Annotated in this window: 15 protein-coding genes; 8 read left to right on the top strand and 7 right to left on the bottom strand. The window is 37.2% G+C overall.

Annotation, left to right across the window (positions count from 1 at the left end):
* From ABZC96_RS03655 to ABZC96_RS03640, 4 genes are all read left to right on the top strand, one after another.
* The coding region (locus tag ABZC96_RS03655; protein ID WP_373029155.1) for a VWA domain-containing protein at nucleotides 1-909 on the top strand (909 nt) is incomplete at its 5' end.
* Between the two features lie 2 nt (nucleotides 910-911).
* Nucleotides 912-1,883: a VWA domain-containing protein gene (locus ABZC96_RS03650; RefSeq protein ID WP_373029153.1), complete on the top strand. Its 972-nt coding sequence runs from the start codon at nucleotides 912-914 to the stop codon at nucleotides 1,881-1,883.
* Nucleotides 1,880-2,731, top strand: coding sequence for a tetratricopeptide repeat protein (locus ABZC96_RS03645; protein WP_373029151.1), 852 nt, complete (start codon nucleotides 1,880-1,882; stop codon nucleotides 2,729-2,731). Before ABZC96_RS03650 ends, ABZC96_RS03645 begins: the two co-directional genes overlap by 4 nt.
* A complete protein-coding gene (locus tag ABZC96_RS03640; RefSeq protein WP_373029150.1) occupies nucleotides 2,709-4,211 on the top strand; it encodes a BatD family protein in 1,503 nt (500 codons plus the stop codon). The genes ABZC96_RS03645 and ABZC96_RS03640 overlap by 23 nt, the downstream gene beginning before the upstream one ends.
* Before the next feature lie 46 nt (nucleotides 4,212-4,257).
* On the opposite strand, the gene ABZC96_RS03635 is transcribed toward ABZC96_RS03640, so the two are convergent.
* Nucleotides 4,258-5,100 (bottom strand): prephenate dehydrogenase, encoded by an 843-nt coding sequence (locus ABZC96_RS03635; RefSeq protein ID WP_373029149.1) that lies wholly within the window; start codon nucleotides 5,098-5,100, stop codon nucleotides 4,258-4,260.
* Between the two features lie 108 nt (nucleotides 5,101-5,208).
* Here ABZC96_RS03635 and bamA point away from each other — a divergent pair, with 108 nt between their 5' ends.
* Entirely contained in the window at nucleotides 5,209-7,518 is a 2,310-nt protein-coding gene (gene bamA, locus ABZC96_RS03630) for an outer membrane protein assembly factor BamA (RefSeq protein WP_373029148.1), read from the top strand.
* Nucleotides 7,519-7,569: 51 nt separating this feature from the next.
* Here bamA and ABZC96_RS03625 read toward each other — a convergent pair whose 3' ends face one another.
* The 6 genes from ABZC96_RS03625 to plsY form a co-directional block, all read right to left on the bottom strand.
* Nucleotides 7,570-9,093 (bottom strand): Ppx/GppA family phosphatase, encoded by a 1,524-nt coding sequence (locus ABZC96_RS03625; protein ID WP_373029147.1) that lies wholly within the window; start codon nucleotides 9,091-9,093, stop codon nucleotides 7,570-7,572.
* A 7-nt stretch (nucleotides 9,094-9,100) separates the two neighbouring features.
* The gene (locus ABZC96_RS03620; RefSeq protein ID WP_373029145.1) at nucleotides 9,101-9,352 is read right to left on the bottom strand and encodes a YfhL family 4Fe-4S dicluster ferredoxin; all 252 of its coding nucleotides are present in this window, start codon (nucleotides 9,350-9,352) and stop codon (nucleotides 9,101-9,103) included.
* A gap of 76 nt (nucleotides 9,353-9,428) precedes the next feature.
* The gene (locus tag ABZC96_RS03615) at nucleotides 9,429-9,851 is read right to left on the bottom strand and encodes a thiol-disulfide oxidoreductase DCC family protein (RefSeq protein WP_373029144.1); all 423 of its coding nucleotides are present in this window, start codon (nucleotides 9,849-9,851) and stop codon (nucleotides 9,429-9,431) included.
* Between the two features lie 39 nt (nucleotides 9,852-9,890).
* The gene (gene hsrA, locus ABZC96_RS03610) at nucleotides 9,891-10,565 is read right to left on the bottom strand and encodes a homeostatic response regulator transcription factor HsrA (protein ID WP_373029142.1); all 675 of its coding nucleotides are present in this window, start codon (nucleotides 10,563-10,565) and stop codon (nucleotides 9,891-9,893) included.
* A gap of 70 nt (nucleotides 10,566-10,635) precedes the next feature.
* Nucleotides 10,636-10,962, bottom strand: coding sequence for a dihydroneopterin aldolase (locus ABZC96_RS03605; RefSeq protein WP_373029140.1), 327 nt, complete (start codon nucleotides 10,960-10,962; stop codon nucleotides 10,636-10,638).
* 1 nt (nucleotide 10,963) lies between these two features.
* The gene (plsY, locus tag ABZC96_RS03600; RefSeq protein ID WP_373029139.1) at nucleotides 10,964-11,587 is read right to left on the bottom strand and encodes a glycerol-3-phosphate 1-O-acyltransferase PlsY; all 624 of its coding nucleotides are present in this window, start codon (nucleotides 11,585-11,587) and stop codon (nucleotides 10,964-10,966) included.
* A 131-nt stretch (nucleotides 11,588-11,718) separates the two neighbouring features.
* Between plsY and nadA the strand changes: the two genes are divergently transcribed.
* From nadA to ABZC96_RS03585, 3 genes are all read left to right on the top strand, one after another.
* Nucleotides 11,719-12,726 carry a quinolinate synthase NadA gene (gene nadA, locus ABZC96_RS03595; RefSeq protein ID WP_373029137.1) on the top strand — a complete coding sequence of 336 codons (1,008 nt, stop codon included), beginning with the start codon at nucleotides 11,719-11,721 and terminating at the stop codon, nucleotides 12,724-12,726.
* Nucleotides 12,726-13,544 (top strand): carboxylating nicotinate-nucleotide diphosphorylase, encoded by an 819-nt coding sequence (gene nadC / locus ABZC96_RS03590; RefSeq protein ID WP_373029136.1) that lies wholly within the window; start codon nucleotides 12,726-12,728, stop codon nucleotides 13,542-13,544. Before nadA ends, nadC begins: the two co-directional genes overlap by 1 nt.
* Before the next feature lie 66 nt (nucleotides 13,545-13,610).
* Nucleotides 13,611-13,999, top strand: a 389-nt coding sequence (locus ABZC96_RS03585; RefSeq protein ID WP_373029135.1) for a bifunctional oligoribonuclease/PAP phosphatase NrnA, incomplete at its 3' end; no start/stop codon positions are given.

Below are 13,999 nucleotides of genomic sequence, written 5' to 3'. Positions count from 1 at the left end.
TTTAATTTTGAGTATCCATATCTTTTAGGGGTCATCTTCCTTTTTATACTATGTAGTATTTGGTGTAAAGAGAGAAGCCGTGCTATCTTTTTTCCCCATGTCAAAACGCTTATGGTCAAGAGTGCAGGTAAATCATCACTACTATCAGTCTTAAAATGGATAGGTATTACATCAGCAGTCATCGCTTTAGCTTCACCTGTGATCACCAAGAGTTACACGAATTCTAAAAAAGAGGGACGAGACATCGTGTTGATCATTGATTCGAGTGATTCCATGAGGCAACGTGGATTTGATCCATCTGATCCATGGAGAAACAAATTTGATGTCGTAAAAGAAGTGGTGGGTGACTTCATAGAAAAAAGAGAAAATGACCGTATCGGTATGGTGACTTTTGCAGATGTTGCTTTTATCGCATCGCCGCTTACATTTGAAAAAAAGTTTTTAACAGATATTACGAAAATGCAATCGATGGGTATGGCAGGAAAACGAACAGCGATCAATGATGCAGTGGTGCAGAGTTATAATCTGTTGAGTAAAAGTAAAGCCAAATCTAAGATAGCCATACTGCTTACAGATGGTATAGACAATATGAGTAAAGTACCGTTTGGGGATGTGAAAAGTCTTATAGAAAATCGTGATATCAAACTTTATGCTATCGGCGTAGGAGATCCGAGAGATTATAATGGACAGTACTTGCAAGCACTCGCAGATGCAGGAAAAGGATTGGCATTTGGTGCACAAGATGCGACAACACTTTCGCAAATTTATGATGAGATAGACAAACTTGAGGCAACGAAGATCGATGATAAGAAGATCGTACAGCATACTTATTTGTACATCTACCCACTCTTTCTAGCCATATTGAGCCTATTGCTTTTTATCTATTTTAGAAACAGCAAAGGTGTCTAAAGATGAGTTTTGTAAATCCACAATTTTTTTGGGCGCTAATCGTTCCTTTTGTTATCTTTGCATTTCTTATCTCAACAAACAAAGAGAGACTAGCTCGTATCTTTGATGAAAAGGTACTGAAGCGTTTGAGTGCAACAGATGAAAGTATGCCTTTGATAGTACGCAACATACTAATGCTCTTAGCACTTTTTTTGATGATTGTTGCGATGGCCAGACCAGTGATAGAAAAAGGTGATAAAACCGTAGAGGTACAAGGATTGACTCTGCTAACTGCATTGGATATCTCCGGTTCTATGCGAAGTACGGATGTCTATCCTAACCGTTTGACTTTTGCCAAAAAGAAGATGAATGCACTTTTCGATGCCATGCCAAGTGATGAGATAGGGGTGGCAGCATTTGCATACAGTCCTTTTGTCTTAGCACCTTTTTCAAGTGACAAAGATACTTTGAAAATGATGGTGGAAGGAGTAGATGACTCATACATCAACATGGGGGCTACTGATTTCTCAGCGTTAGGTGAATTGGCCTCTTCTTTACTCGAAGAAAAAAAGCCTAAGATCATGGTACTTTTCACTGATGGTGGAGATGAGAAAGCTATAGAAGGCTTTACAGAAATACTCAAAGCAAACAAGATCGATCTTTATGTGGTGCTTGTAGGGACAGAGAAAGGAGCTCCAGTGATAGATGAAAATGGCAAGCCTTTTAGTCTTGAAGATGGTACGATAGCGATCACGCAAAGAAATGATGCCTTGGGTGAAGTGGCCAAGGAGAATGATGGTGCATACGTCGTAGCCAGTACAGGAAAAGAAGATATAGAACAATTGGTTTCTGTAATCAGAGGCAAATACAAAAATCAGCAGCAGGGTGCAGTGACTATCAAAGAGCGAGTTGAGTATTTTTACTATCCGTTAGGGGTGGGACTGTTGTTTTTGTTGATCGCATTTAGTTCGATGCCTAGAAGGAGAGCAGTATGACAAGATTGATTTTATTGATGCTAGGTAGTGGTGCTTTACTCCATGCCGGACTGACTGACTTTAAAACGATACAAGAAGCAAATCAGGCATATGAAGCGAAAGAGTATGGAAAAAGTGCGGCATTGTTAAAGAGCTTAGAGGTAAAAAGTTCTCAAAAAGAGTATGACATAGGAAATGCGCTTTATAAAGGTCAAAAATATGATGAAGCCATAGAAGCGTATGACAAGGCAGAAGGTATAGATGAAGCTACTAGATTGCATAACATAGGTAACAGTCAGTTCCAGAAAAAAGAGTGGGACAAAGCCATAGAATCGTATGAGAAAGCCTTGGAACTTAAAGAGGATGAAGATACAAGGTTTAACCTTGAGTTAGCTAAAGAACAGAAGAAAAAAGAAGAAGAAAAGAAGCAACAAGAGCAAAAGAAGCAAGATCAAAAAGACGATAAAAAGAACGACAAAGATAAAAATAAAGACGATAAACAAAACCAGGATCAAAAACAAAATAAAAATCAAAAAGAGCAAGAGAAGAAAAAAGAAGACCAAAAGAAGAAAGAAGATCAACAGAAAAAAGATGAAAAAGACGGTAAAAAGAAAGAGGAAGATAAGAAAAAAGAGGGAGAGAAAAAGAAATCTGACTCTCAAAAAGAGAAGAAACCTCAAGAAAAAGAAGGTGAGAAAGAAAGCTCTCAGTCTGAAGCAGAAAAGAAAAAAAGTAAAGAAGAAAAGCTCAAAGAGCAAGAGTTAAAACGTCTTATGAAAAAGATGGGACAGAAAAACACACCTACAATGATGTATCAGATGGGTGAAGGTAAAAAAGGTGAAAGGAATGAAGATGCGAAACCTTGGTAAAGTAGTATTGCTTATAACATTTGCGTTACAGTGTGTATGGGCCGATGGAGTAGAAGCCATTGTATCCAGTACAGAAGTAGTAAGTGGTAATCCTGTTCAATTACAGATTAAGGCTACAGGGGATGACGCGAAATTTCCAGATATTCAAATGATCGATGGACATAGTGTCATTGGTACTAATTCTGGAAGCAGTAGCTCCTATAGTTACATAAACGGGAAAATGAAAAGTCAGCATACTACAACAAAAACGTATACATTTATTCCCAATCAAAATGTGACAATCCCCTCTTACGAAGTACAGATAGATAGCAAGAATTATAAAACACAACCCATTGAGATAAAGATAGTTAAATCCAACGCACCTGTAGGACAAAGCAGTGATATGTTTTCGTTGCAGATGCGTGCCAATAAAACGAAGGTCATGGTGGGTGAATCACTTATGGTAACAGTCTATTTTTCTTTAAAGAACGGTGTGAGGTTATCACAGGATATACAATATACGGCCCCTAGTTTTCCAGGCTTTATCGTGACAGAAGGTGGAGATCAAAATGCCTATATCAAGGGTAATTATCAAGTACAGGAAGTAAGATATATCCTCACAGCACAACAAGAGGGAAATTTTACAGCAACTCCTGCACATGCCAAAGTCGGTGTAGCAGATAGAAGCAGAAGAGATATTTTTGGTATGACTTTTGGAACAAAATGGAAACAGATAGCATCTAACAGTTTGCAGATAGAAGTTTTACCTCAGGCACAAGAGAGTGACCTTGTAGGTGACTTTACTGTGGATACTACGATAGATGCACAAGAGGTAAAAGCCAATAAACCAGTCAATCTCACAGTGAAAATAGAGGGGAAGGGTAACCTGGAAAGTTTTGAATTTCCTAAATATGAGATAGATGGTGTAACAGTGTATAGTGATGAGGCTAAAGTAGAAACGAAAATTGTAGATGGAGCGCTTTATAGCAGCTACAGTAAAAGTTTTGTCTTTATTTCAGAAGAGGATTTTAAAATCCCAACACGAAGTTTTTCTATGTTAATACCAAAAGATAAACAGATGAAAGAGCTTACTGTGAATGCTTATGATATTACCATTAAAAAATCATCTGCTGCCTCTTCATCGGCTTTGAAACCGGATACAAATGGTGTGGTGCAAACAAAGATGTTACAACCTTCACAGACTAATGACGTGATAGTAGAAAAACAAGTAGAGATAAAAAGTGCAGCATGGTGGATGTTGGCGGTAGCCTTTGGTTCAGGAATGCTATTCATGTTTGTTCTTCGATGGCGGCCTAGTTTCAAAAGTCGCAATATAAGCCCTTACAAGGAGTCAGAAGCACTGAAGATACTCTATGGGCATATGAGTGAAGATGTCCAAATTGAAGAGATGGTACGTAAACTTTATGCCCGTAAAAATGGTAATAAGGATGTGCAGATAGATAAAAAAGTACTCAAAGAGATGGTGGAGCGTTATAGATAAGACAAAAAGAGTTGCATGAGTGAGGTTTTAGACTACAGATTGTAGTCTAGTCTAAAATATCATGTAGTGTATTGGCCTCTTTCATCCAATTATTCAATGTCTCCCATTCCTCATTTTCTACCATCTTTTGGCACTTTTTAAGTTCTGATTGAAATGAGTTTATTGCTTCTAGAACATTAGCTTTGTTCTGTCTGAAGATATCTTCCCACATATTAGGTGAAGATTTTGCGATACGGCTCATGTCTTTAAAACCACCGCCTGCAAGTGCGATAATACTTTCTGCAGCCTCTTGTTTTATCACAGAGTTAGCTAATGCATATGAAAGTGCATGGGGCATATGAGAGATGAAGGCTGCATGTCTGTCATGCTCCTTGGCACCCATACAGACGATATTCATACCAATATCAGTAAAAAGCTTTTTAGCAACTTTTTGTTGATGCTCACCACTTTTTTCAAGGTCACAAAGCACAACGACTTTACCGGTGTAGAGATTTTCAAGTGCAGCAGTAGGACCAAATTTTTCGGTACCTGTCATGGGGTGTGCCGCGACAAAATTATGTCGAATATCAGAAGGGATAGAAAGGGAGATCTTCTCTTTTGTACTTCCTAGATCAATGACAGTACATGCATCACTTAAAACACCTAACTGTTGGACAACAGAGATAATGCCATCCACTGGAATACTGAGAAAGATGATGTCACAACTTTTTAGTGCTTCAGTGGAGGTACAAATTTCATTTACAAGACCTAGTTCAAGCGCCTCGGAACAATGACGTTCATTATGGTCCAGACCTATAAAATAGTACTCTTTTGAATGCTTTTTAAGGGCAAGACTTAAAGATCCGCCCATAAGTCCTAAACCAACTATACCGACTTTGATCATAGCCATAATATACCCACCTGATTTTTTGAAAGAGTATAGCATGATTTCTCTGTTTATTATCAGATTCTTATTGAAAAACAGATAGAATATTAGCAAATTATACTAAGGCTCATTATGATCAAAAAGATAGCAATTTTTCAGATACTTCTTTCTTGGATACTCATAGGTTCACTCCTTTCAGCCCAAAAAGTTACACAGATTAAATTTGAAGGACTTGCACATCTTTCTCCAACTACTGCAAAAGAGATTGCAGGTATCCGTGTGGGTGAAGAGATAAATGCTGGAAAAATAAATGACTCTATTAAAAACTTTTTCTCACAGGGTTACTTTAAAGATGTATGGGTAGATCAGCAAGGTGGTGTACTTATATATCATTTTGAAGAAAAATTGGCTATTGCGAACGTTGACATTAAAGGGTACGGATCAGGTGATGACGGTACAAAACTTTTAGAGGGCATTGGCCTTAAAAAAGGTGATTTATATGATGAAAGACGTGTGAAGAGAGCAAAAAGAACACTTATTTCGAAATTGGAGAGTCAAGGATATTATGATACGGTTGTAGATATTACTACCACACCTGTAGGAGAAAGCAGTATTTCTCTTGTATTTGATGTAAACAAAGGTGAAAAGATCATTATCCAAAAACAGAACTTTGTTGGTGCAGAGAAGTTGGTTCAAAATGATCTTGAACTAGATCTTGCAAACAAAGAGAAAGATTGGCTTGGTTGGATGCCTTGGAGGAATAGTGGAGAAGCTACGGTAGATCAGCTCGAATATGATGCATACAGAGTAAAAGATGTTTATATGAGACATGGTTACTTGGATGCTTATGTGAGTCAACCTTTGATGAGAGTAGACTTTGGTTCATATAAGGCAGAAGTAGATTATCAAGTGGTTGAGGGTGTGCAATATCGTGTAGGAACTGTTGGGATCACACAAGAGGTTGAAGGGATTAATACCAAAGATCTAAAAGACAACCTTAGACTTAAAGAAGGTAAGATATTTAACATTAAGCGTATGCGAAAAGATATAAGTATTTTGGAAGAAGAAGTAGGTAATCTTGGTTATGCATTTGTAAAAGTTGCCCCACAGATGCATAAAGACCCGGAAAAGAAGGTCATTAACCTTAATTATGTGGTTCAACCAGGAGAAATTGTGACGATCAATGATGTGATCATCTCTGGTAACGACACAACAAAAGACAGAGTAATCCGCCGTTATATTTATCTGGCACCTGGAGACAAGTTCAGTGCCAGAGATCTTAAAGATTCAAAGAATGCATTGGGAAGAACAGGATTCTTTGAAAAAATTGATGTCGAGAGTCAGAGGATCTCAGAGAATAAGATCAATCTTCTTGTGAAAGTAAAAGAGACATCTACGGGTACTATCTCTGCAGGTGGTGGTTATGGAAGTTATGAGGGTTTAATGCTTAATGCCTCTATCTCTGACAGAAACTTCTTTGGTTCAGGTATCAACACAACCTTAGGTTTTGAAATATCAAAAATCTCAACAAATTACAATCTCTCTTTTGTCAATCCAAAAGTGTGGGACAGCATGTACAGTTTGGGACTCAGTCTTTATAAAAAAGAGTATGAGTATATTGACTATACGCAAGACCAGTTAGGTGGATCCCTGAACGTAGGTCGAGAATTCTATAGATATTTCCATGCTTCTGTAGGGATGGGGTATGTCGATAACAAGTCAACAATCAATGATACAAATACTACACTGTTTGATAATTATTATTTTAATCTTTATAATGACCAGTATAAAAAGACTTCACTTTTTACCAGCATCAGTTTTGATAACACAGATGATTTTTATACACCAAGAGAAGGAATGATCGCAGCTCTGAATCTTGAGTATGCACAATTGGACGGTGATGATTTAAATGCAACTGAATTAATTGAATATCCTTCCGGATATGCAAATCTTTTAAAAACAAGTGCAAAAGTAGGGCTTTATTATGGATTGGAAGATTGGATAGATTATGATCTTATTTTGCGTTTAAAAGGAAGGCTTACAACAATCAGTACAGATAAGGATACATATCTTCCAATCGCGGAGAGGCTCTTTTTGGGTGGTATAGGATCTGTGAGAGGATATAACCCTTATTCTCTTGCTCCATTCAATATTGAGGGTGATCCGTATAGTGGACTTAAAGGAGGTAAACATAGAGCTTCGACAAGTATTGAAGCTAGTATACCCCTCTCTGAGGCAGCGAAGATGAGACTGGCATTTTTCTATGATTACGGTATGATCGGTTGGGATAGTTTTAATGAAGTCACAAGATCATCAACGGGTGTTGTTGTAGAATGGCAGTCAGGATTTGGACCGATCAATCTCGTATTTGCTTATCCTATCGATGAGGAATCGTATGACAACACAGCAATCTTTGAGTTCTCTATGGGAACAAAGTTCTAGAATTACTCCTATGAAAGGGCAAGGATTTTTCCTTGCTCTCTACAAAATATTTTAAATTCCCAACTTTTTATTTTTAGGTAATTTACTTTCATCTTCTATAATAATGGCAAACGGTATAGGCTTTTCTAAGGCTTTGATCTTTTCTTTGGAGAGATACAGGGGTTTGTCAGAGAAGATTCGCAGTGTTTTGTTCTCATAGCTAAATGTAATATTTGCACTGTTGGATGACTCATGTAGAAATACAGTCAGTGTATAGATAAAACTTAACCAAAGCAGTGTTTGTTTTTCCGGAAGAAGTGGTTCATAGTGTGCAAATAGAGGTTTGTTAAGAAGCTCTTTACCATTCATACGTAACAGCAAGGATATAAGGAGTATCTGTTCATGTGTAAAACCATAGTTTAGTTCTTGCATAGCTATATAGAAAGCATGTTGATGTGATTTGTAAATAGTAAGTGTTTGTCCAATACTCGAGAGCTTTACTGCCCACAGAAGCTCTTTTTCATAGCTTTTGTTATCATTTATATCTTTTTGCATGACAGTATAGAGATTAGAAGCAAGTTTGAGTTTTGTTTTCCGTTTTTTCTCTATAATGACCAAAGGTTTAAATCTATCCAAGATAGAAACAATACTTGGATTGATGGTGCTTGGAAACTTCAGATTATCTTCTCTAAGGAGTTGTTCTAAGAATACTCCTTCTCGTACCCCTGCAGCACTTGAAATGACAGATTCTGCACCGATATGGGCAATTATTTCGTTGAATATGAGGGTGCCTTCCCTTATAGTATCATAACGGTTTTTCTGCAATCCGAACCGTTTGAGATTTTTTGCACTTGAAAGAGGAATAGCCTCAAGATAGTCTTTATGATTTTGCACATTATAGGAAAATGCATGTAGCTTATCTAAGGGATATGTAGCTCGCTTCATAATACCCTTAGAGAGTGTTCTTGCTGTACCCCCTATGCCAATAGCTAGAGTATGTATAAAATGCTCTGGAAGTTGATTTAACTCATGTTGTATATATGCTTTTGCTTTCTCGTTTATCTCTGAGGGTGTGAGCCTTTTGTCAAAGAATAGTTCTTTAAGTCTTACTGTACCAAGATTGAGTGAATAGGTATCTACGATCTGCCCATTTTTAATGAGTGACATATCGGATGATCCACCTCCAATGTCTATACTGATCCCTTCATTTATAGGAAGTAAGTTGACTGCAGCGATCCCACCGTATTTGGCTTCTTTGTTACCATCGATGATTTTAATGGAAAGACCAAGTTCTTGCTTTATCCAATGGACGAATTCTTTTCCGTTTGGTGCATCTCTAAGTGCAGATGTAGCAACACAAAGTGTTTTGTTTGCCTGATATTTGTCTATAGTGTGAAGGAAGGATTTTAAAGTGAGATAAGCTCTTTTTATACCAATAGGTTGAAGATAACCTTGTTTTTCATAAGCACCTTCACCAATGCGAACTTTGGATTTCTGTTCACAAATAAGGTGAAAGCCGTAACGACTTGTTTTTTCAAAGATAACAAGTCTTGCAGAGTTTGAACCGATATCAATGATAGCAGTTCTTTTTGCCATTGACTAACTACTCTTCTTCTTGCAGTTTGTCATATTTAAATTTTAACTCTTCCACATTCTCAACATTATCAGGATCGGGAATGATACAATCTACTGGACATACTGCAATACATTGAGGCTCATCAAAATGACCTACACACTCTGTACATCTATCTGGATCTATAAAATAAATTGGATCATTTTCTTCAATGGCCTCATTAGGGCATTCTTCTCTACATGCATCACATGCGATACATTCGTCATCTATAATTAATGCCATGGTTTCCTCGTATATATGTTATTTATACGAGTTATAACTGAAGAAAGCTTATGCTTAAGTTAAATTATCTGTGAATTTATAATAAAATTTTACTTTGGTAGTTTTGTGGCAAAAGAGGGCATGTTTTATCTTCTATTTTACCTGCCAATTTGTATCGTATTTTTGCTATGAAAGCATACATAATATCACGTATGATTTTAGGAATGATCTTGACTATTTTTGCAAGTATGAACCAAACACCACCCAAACGTTCAAATAGAGCAATGGCTGCATCACTTTTATAGAGTGTTTCTCCATTATGTACCTGTAGTATGATAGTGTCAAAATCAGGTATCTTAATATTTGTTTTTTTGATAGTCTCTCCCTGAAGAGAAGAAAAAGTTAGTAAATCATGCTTGTCTCTGAGCACTACAAAACGAACAATAGCATGACAAAATGCACAAGTACCATCATAAAAAAGAATAGCTTTGGTTTTAGGATGAGAGGTTTTAAACCACATTATAGGAAGGCGCCAAAAAGGTGGTATGGCGCTAAATGACTAAGAGATTTTCTTAGGAAAACAAAATCTATAACCACGTCTTCTAACAGTCTCGATCGTGGTTATATCTAAAGGTTTATCCATTTTTTGACGGATTTGGTTGATAGCGACTTCAATAACGTTAGGTGTCACAAGTTCCGGTTCTTCCCAGATGGCATCAAGCAGTTGCTCTTTAGAAACGATCTGATCTTTATGCATTGCTAAATGCGTGAGAACTTCAAATGGTTTACCTTTAAGTTCTATCTCTTCACCTTGAAAAATGATTTTTTCCTCTTCTGGATTGATGATAAGGTCTTCTATTTCGATAATGTTGGAAACTCCAAATCGTAGTTTGGCTTCAATACGTACCAGCAAAATATCATAGTCAAGAGGTTTTCTGATAAAGTCATCTGCACCAGATCTAAGTGCTTTGATCTCACTTTCTTTGTCTTCGCGTTCAGAGAGAACGATTACAGATGTTTTGTGTGCTTCTGTTTTGATAGTGGAGATGATATCTAAACTCTTATCATTATCTGATGACCAGGCAAGCAGTACTAGATCGTAGTTTCGGATATCAAGATAATACCTTGCATCCCCTAGATTTTCAGCGACATCATTCTGATAACCTTCCTCTGTAAGCGTCTCAGAAAGTCTCTTACTAAGTGTCACATCATCTTCTATGATTAATATTCTCATAAATGAACCTTTTTTAACTTTAAGATTTGTTTAATATTATAACATAAAAATAATGCTTTTTTAAAAAAATTTAAAAATTCCAAGTTTTGCTTAAGGAAACAGTGCAGTCAACTAGAATATCCGGTTTAGATATTTTGAGTGAGAGTGTTTGAAGATCTGGATAGGTTGTATAGAGTACCTCTTTGAGTCCTATAAGGGCATTTTCTAAAAGTTCATAGCGTTTTTCTTTGAGTTCTTTTTGTATCAAAAGTACCATATCTGCATAATCAATAAATTTATCATCGTTGTAATTATAAGAAGCTTCCAGATTAATGATGACACGTTGTGGCTTATCGCGTTCAAAATCAAGTAAACCAATGATAACATCAAAGGTCAGATCTTCTATGTGGATAGTCATTTTAAACTTTGCCTTCCTCTTTTTTAAAGATCCTTACGATATTTGGAATATGCTTATAAAAGATGATAAATGCAATGATCCAAATAGGTGCATGAGAACCAATGCCAGGCACTTCAGGGTAGATCACGTAAGAGGCTATAATGAAAGCAATGAGTCCTATGAGTGAGGAGAGTGATGAGATCTTTAAGCCTTTTGCAGCTCCTAGCCATACAACAATAGCTATAAGTGCAGGGATGGGCATCATGACGAGCAGAACCCCAAAACCAGTGGCTACACCCTTTCCCCCTTCAAAAAATAAAAATGCTGAAAAACAGTGTCCTACAACAGCCAGTACTGCGATGGTCCAAAGTACACTTTCTGGTGCACCAAGCATTTTCGCTAATAGTATGACAATCACACCTTTTATAGCATCCAAAAAGAGTGTGATGGCACCTAGTTTTTTAGCTAGTTTTGGGTCTTGTTCCTTCACAACACGAAGTACATTGGTTGCACCGATATTCCCACTACCAGCTTCTTTAATATCCACACCTGCAAACTTTTTAGCCAGTAGGTATCCAAATGGAATGCCAGCTATAAGATATGCCGCAAGATAGAGTAAAATATTTTGATTCGTTAAAAAGTCCATGATCAGTCCACAATTAAAATTTATACTGCACTTATCTTGAAAATGTTATAAGTGCTTGAATAGTGCAATTTTATCCGAATTTTGATAAAATAGCCAGATTAGTGAGAGGATTCAATTCCTGAAGGATATAAATGAGTATTGATTACAAAGCTGAAATTAACAGACTGAAAAAAGAATTGGATGTAACTGTCGTTGCCCATTATTATCAGCGTGATGAAGTATTTGAAATGGCAGATATTGTCGGTGATAGTCTTGAGTTGGCACGCAGATGTCAGGCCGATACAAATCCCTGGGTCGTTTTTTGTGGTGTTGGGTTTATGGGCCAAAGTGTAAAGGTCATTGCACCGGAAAAACGTGTGCTTATGCCAAAGATAGCATGTTGTGCCATGGCACGTATGATGGATGGCTCTTATTTTGATGAGTCTGTACAGTATATGGTGGACAGAGGTATTGCTAAAGAAAACATTTTACCGATCACCTATATCAACTCTGATGCTTCAGTCAAAGCAAAAGTAGGTGAAATGGGCGGATTGGTATGTACTTCATCAAATGCATTCAAGATCATCGAAAAAGGCTTGGAAAGCGGAAAAAAGATCCTCTTTGTACCAGATAGATGTTTAGGGCAGAATTTTGCGATACAGATGGGATTGAAGTCTTGTGTGATAGGAGTAGAGGTAGATGGAAAAGAGTGTGACCCTAAAGAAGCAGATATTATCTGTTTTAATGGTTTCTGCTCTGTACACCAACTTTTTACTGTTGATGACGTAGAGTTCTATCGCAACAAGTATCCTGGTATCAAAATCGCGGTACACCCTGAGTGTGACCCAAGTGTTGTACTTGCTGCAGATTTTTCAGGTTCTACCTCACAGCTTATCAAGTACGTCAATGACCTTGACCCTGAACAAAAGGTAGCCATTGGAACAGAGTATAATCTTGTCAACAGAATGAGAAAAGGCAACACCTATGTACTCTCGTCAACCAAACCAGAATGTCCTACAATGAATGAAACAACGTTGGAAGACCTCTATAATACTTTAAAGTCGATAGAGGACAATAAGCCTATCAATGAGATCGTGGTGGATCCTCACACGATAGAGTATGCGAATTTGGCATTAGAACGTATGTTGGCGATAAAATAATGTTAAAAGAGACATTTTTAAAGGCTTTAGTCGCTGAAGATCTAGGACGTGGGGACCTGTTTTCCCGTATCAGTACAGGTAAATCGATAAGAGCATATATTATAGCTAAGAGTGATGGCGTGTTTGCAGGACAAGAGTATGTTGAGACCTTTGCAAAGATGTATGACTTGTCATTGGAGTGGAAAGTCTCTGATGGCAGTCGTTTTGTGAAGGGTGAAAAACTTCTATTTATTTCAGGAGACTCAAAAACGATTCTTTCTTTGGAACGTTCCATTTTGGACATGGTACTTCATGCAAGTTCTATAGCTACTTTGACGGCTAAGTATGTAGATGCTATCAAAGATACGGGAGTGAAGTTATTGGATACAAGAAAAACAAGACCTTTGCTTCGTGAGTTTGAAAAATATGCAGTACGCTGTGGAGGTGGGATCAATCACCGTATGGGGCTTGATGATTGCCTTATGCTGAAAGACACACACCTTCAGACCATAGATGACTTAGATACTTTTATGCAAGAAGTACGACAAAAAATTCCTTTTACCTCAAAAGTTGAGATAGAGTGCGAAACTTTTGATATGGCAAAAAAAGCGATGGAAGCCGGAGCAGATATAGTGATGTGTGATAATATGTCGATAGAAGAGACCAAGGAGGTTGTCATATACAGAAATGAGAATTATCCGCATACCTTACTGGAAGCCAGTGGTAATGTAACACTTGAGACGATTGAAGAAATTGCAAGCACTGGAGTGGATGCCATTAGTTCAGGAGCAGTCATTCATCAGGCAAATTGGATAGATTTGTCTATGAAGGTAGAGTAGTAACACTTTATTAACACTCTTTGTATATAATTTCAGACTGTATGAATTAAACCATGAAAGAATAAAATGATACTTGAGAGTCTTCCCTATGATGAAGTTAAAAACAAGATAGAATCTGCACATTCTATCACCATACTTTCGCACCTAAATCCCGATGCCGATACTTTGGGTACAGCATTAGGAATCTATGCACTCTTAAGTAAGGATAAAAGGTTAAAAGTTGAAATTGTGAATGCTTCAACAGCCTTACCTTTATATCTTGACTTTTTACCAAACTTTAAAAAGATCAAGCACCATATGGATTACACAGACAGCTTGATACTCTCTTGTGACTGTGGAAGTGTAGATAGATTAGGGTTTGACCTAAAAAACAGGGATATTATCAATATCGATCACCATCAGAGTAATACACGTTATGGAAGTATCAACGTGGTGATAGCAGAATATGCATCTGC

This window comes from Sulfurovum sp. (assembly GCF_041551015.1).
Taxonomy (GTDB): Bacteria; Campylobacterota; Campylobacteria; order Campylobacterales; family Sulfurovaceae; genus Sulfurovum.
The sequence above is the reverse complement of the archived record's forward strand: the minus strand, read 5'-3'. Positions and strand labels throughout refer to the sequence as shown.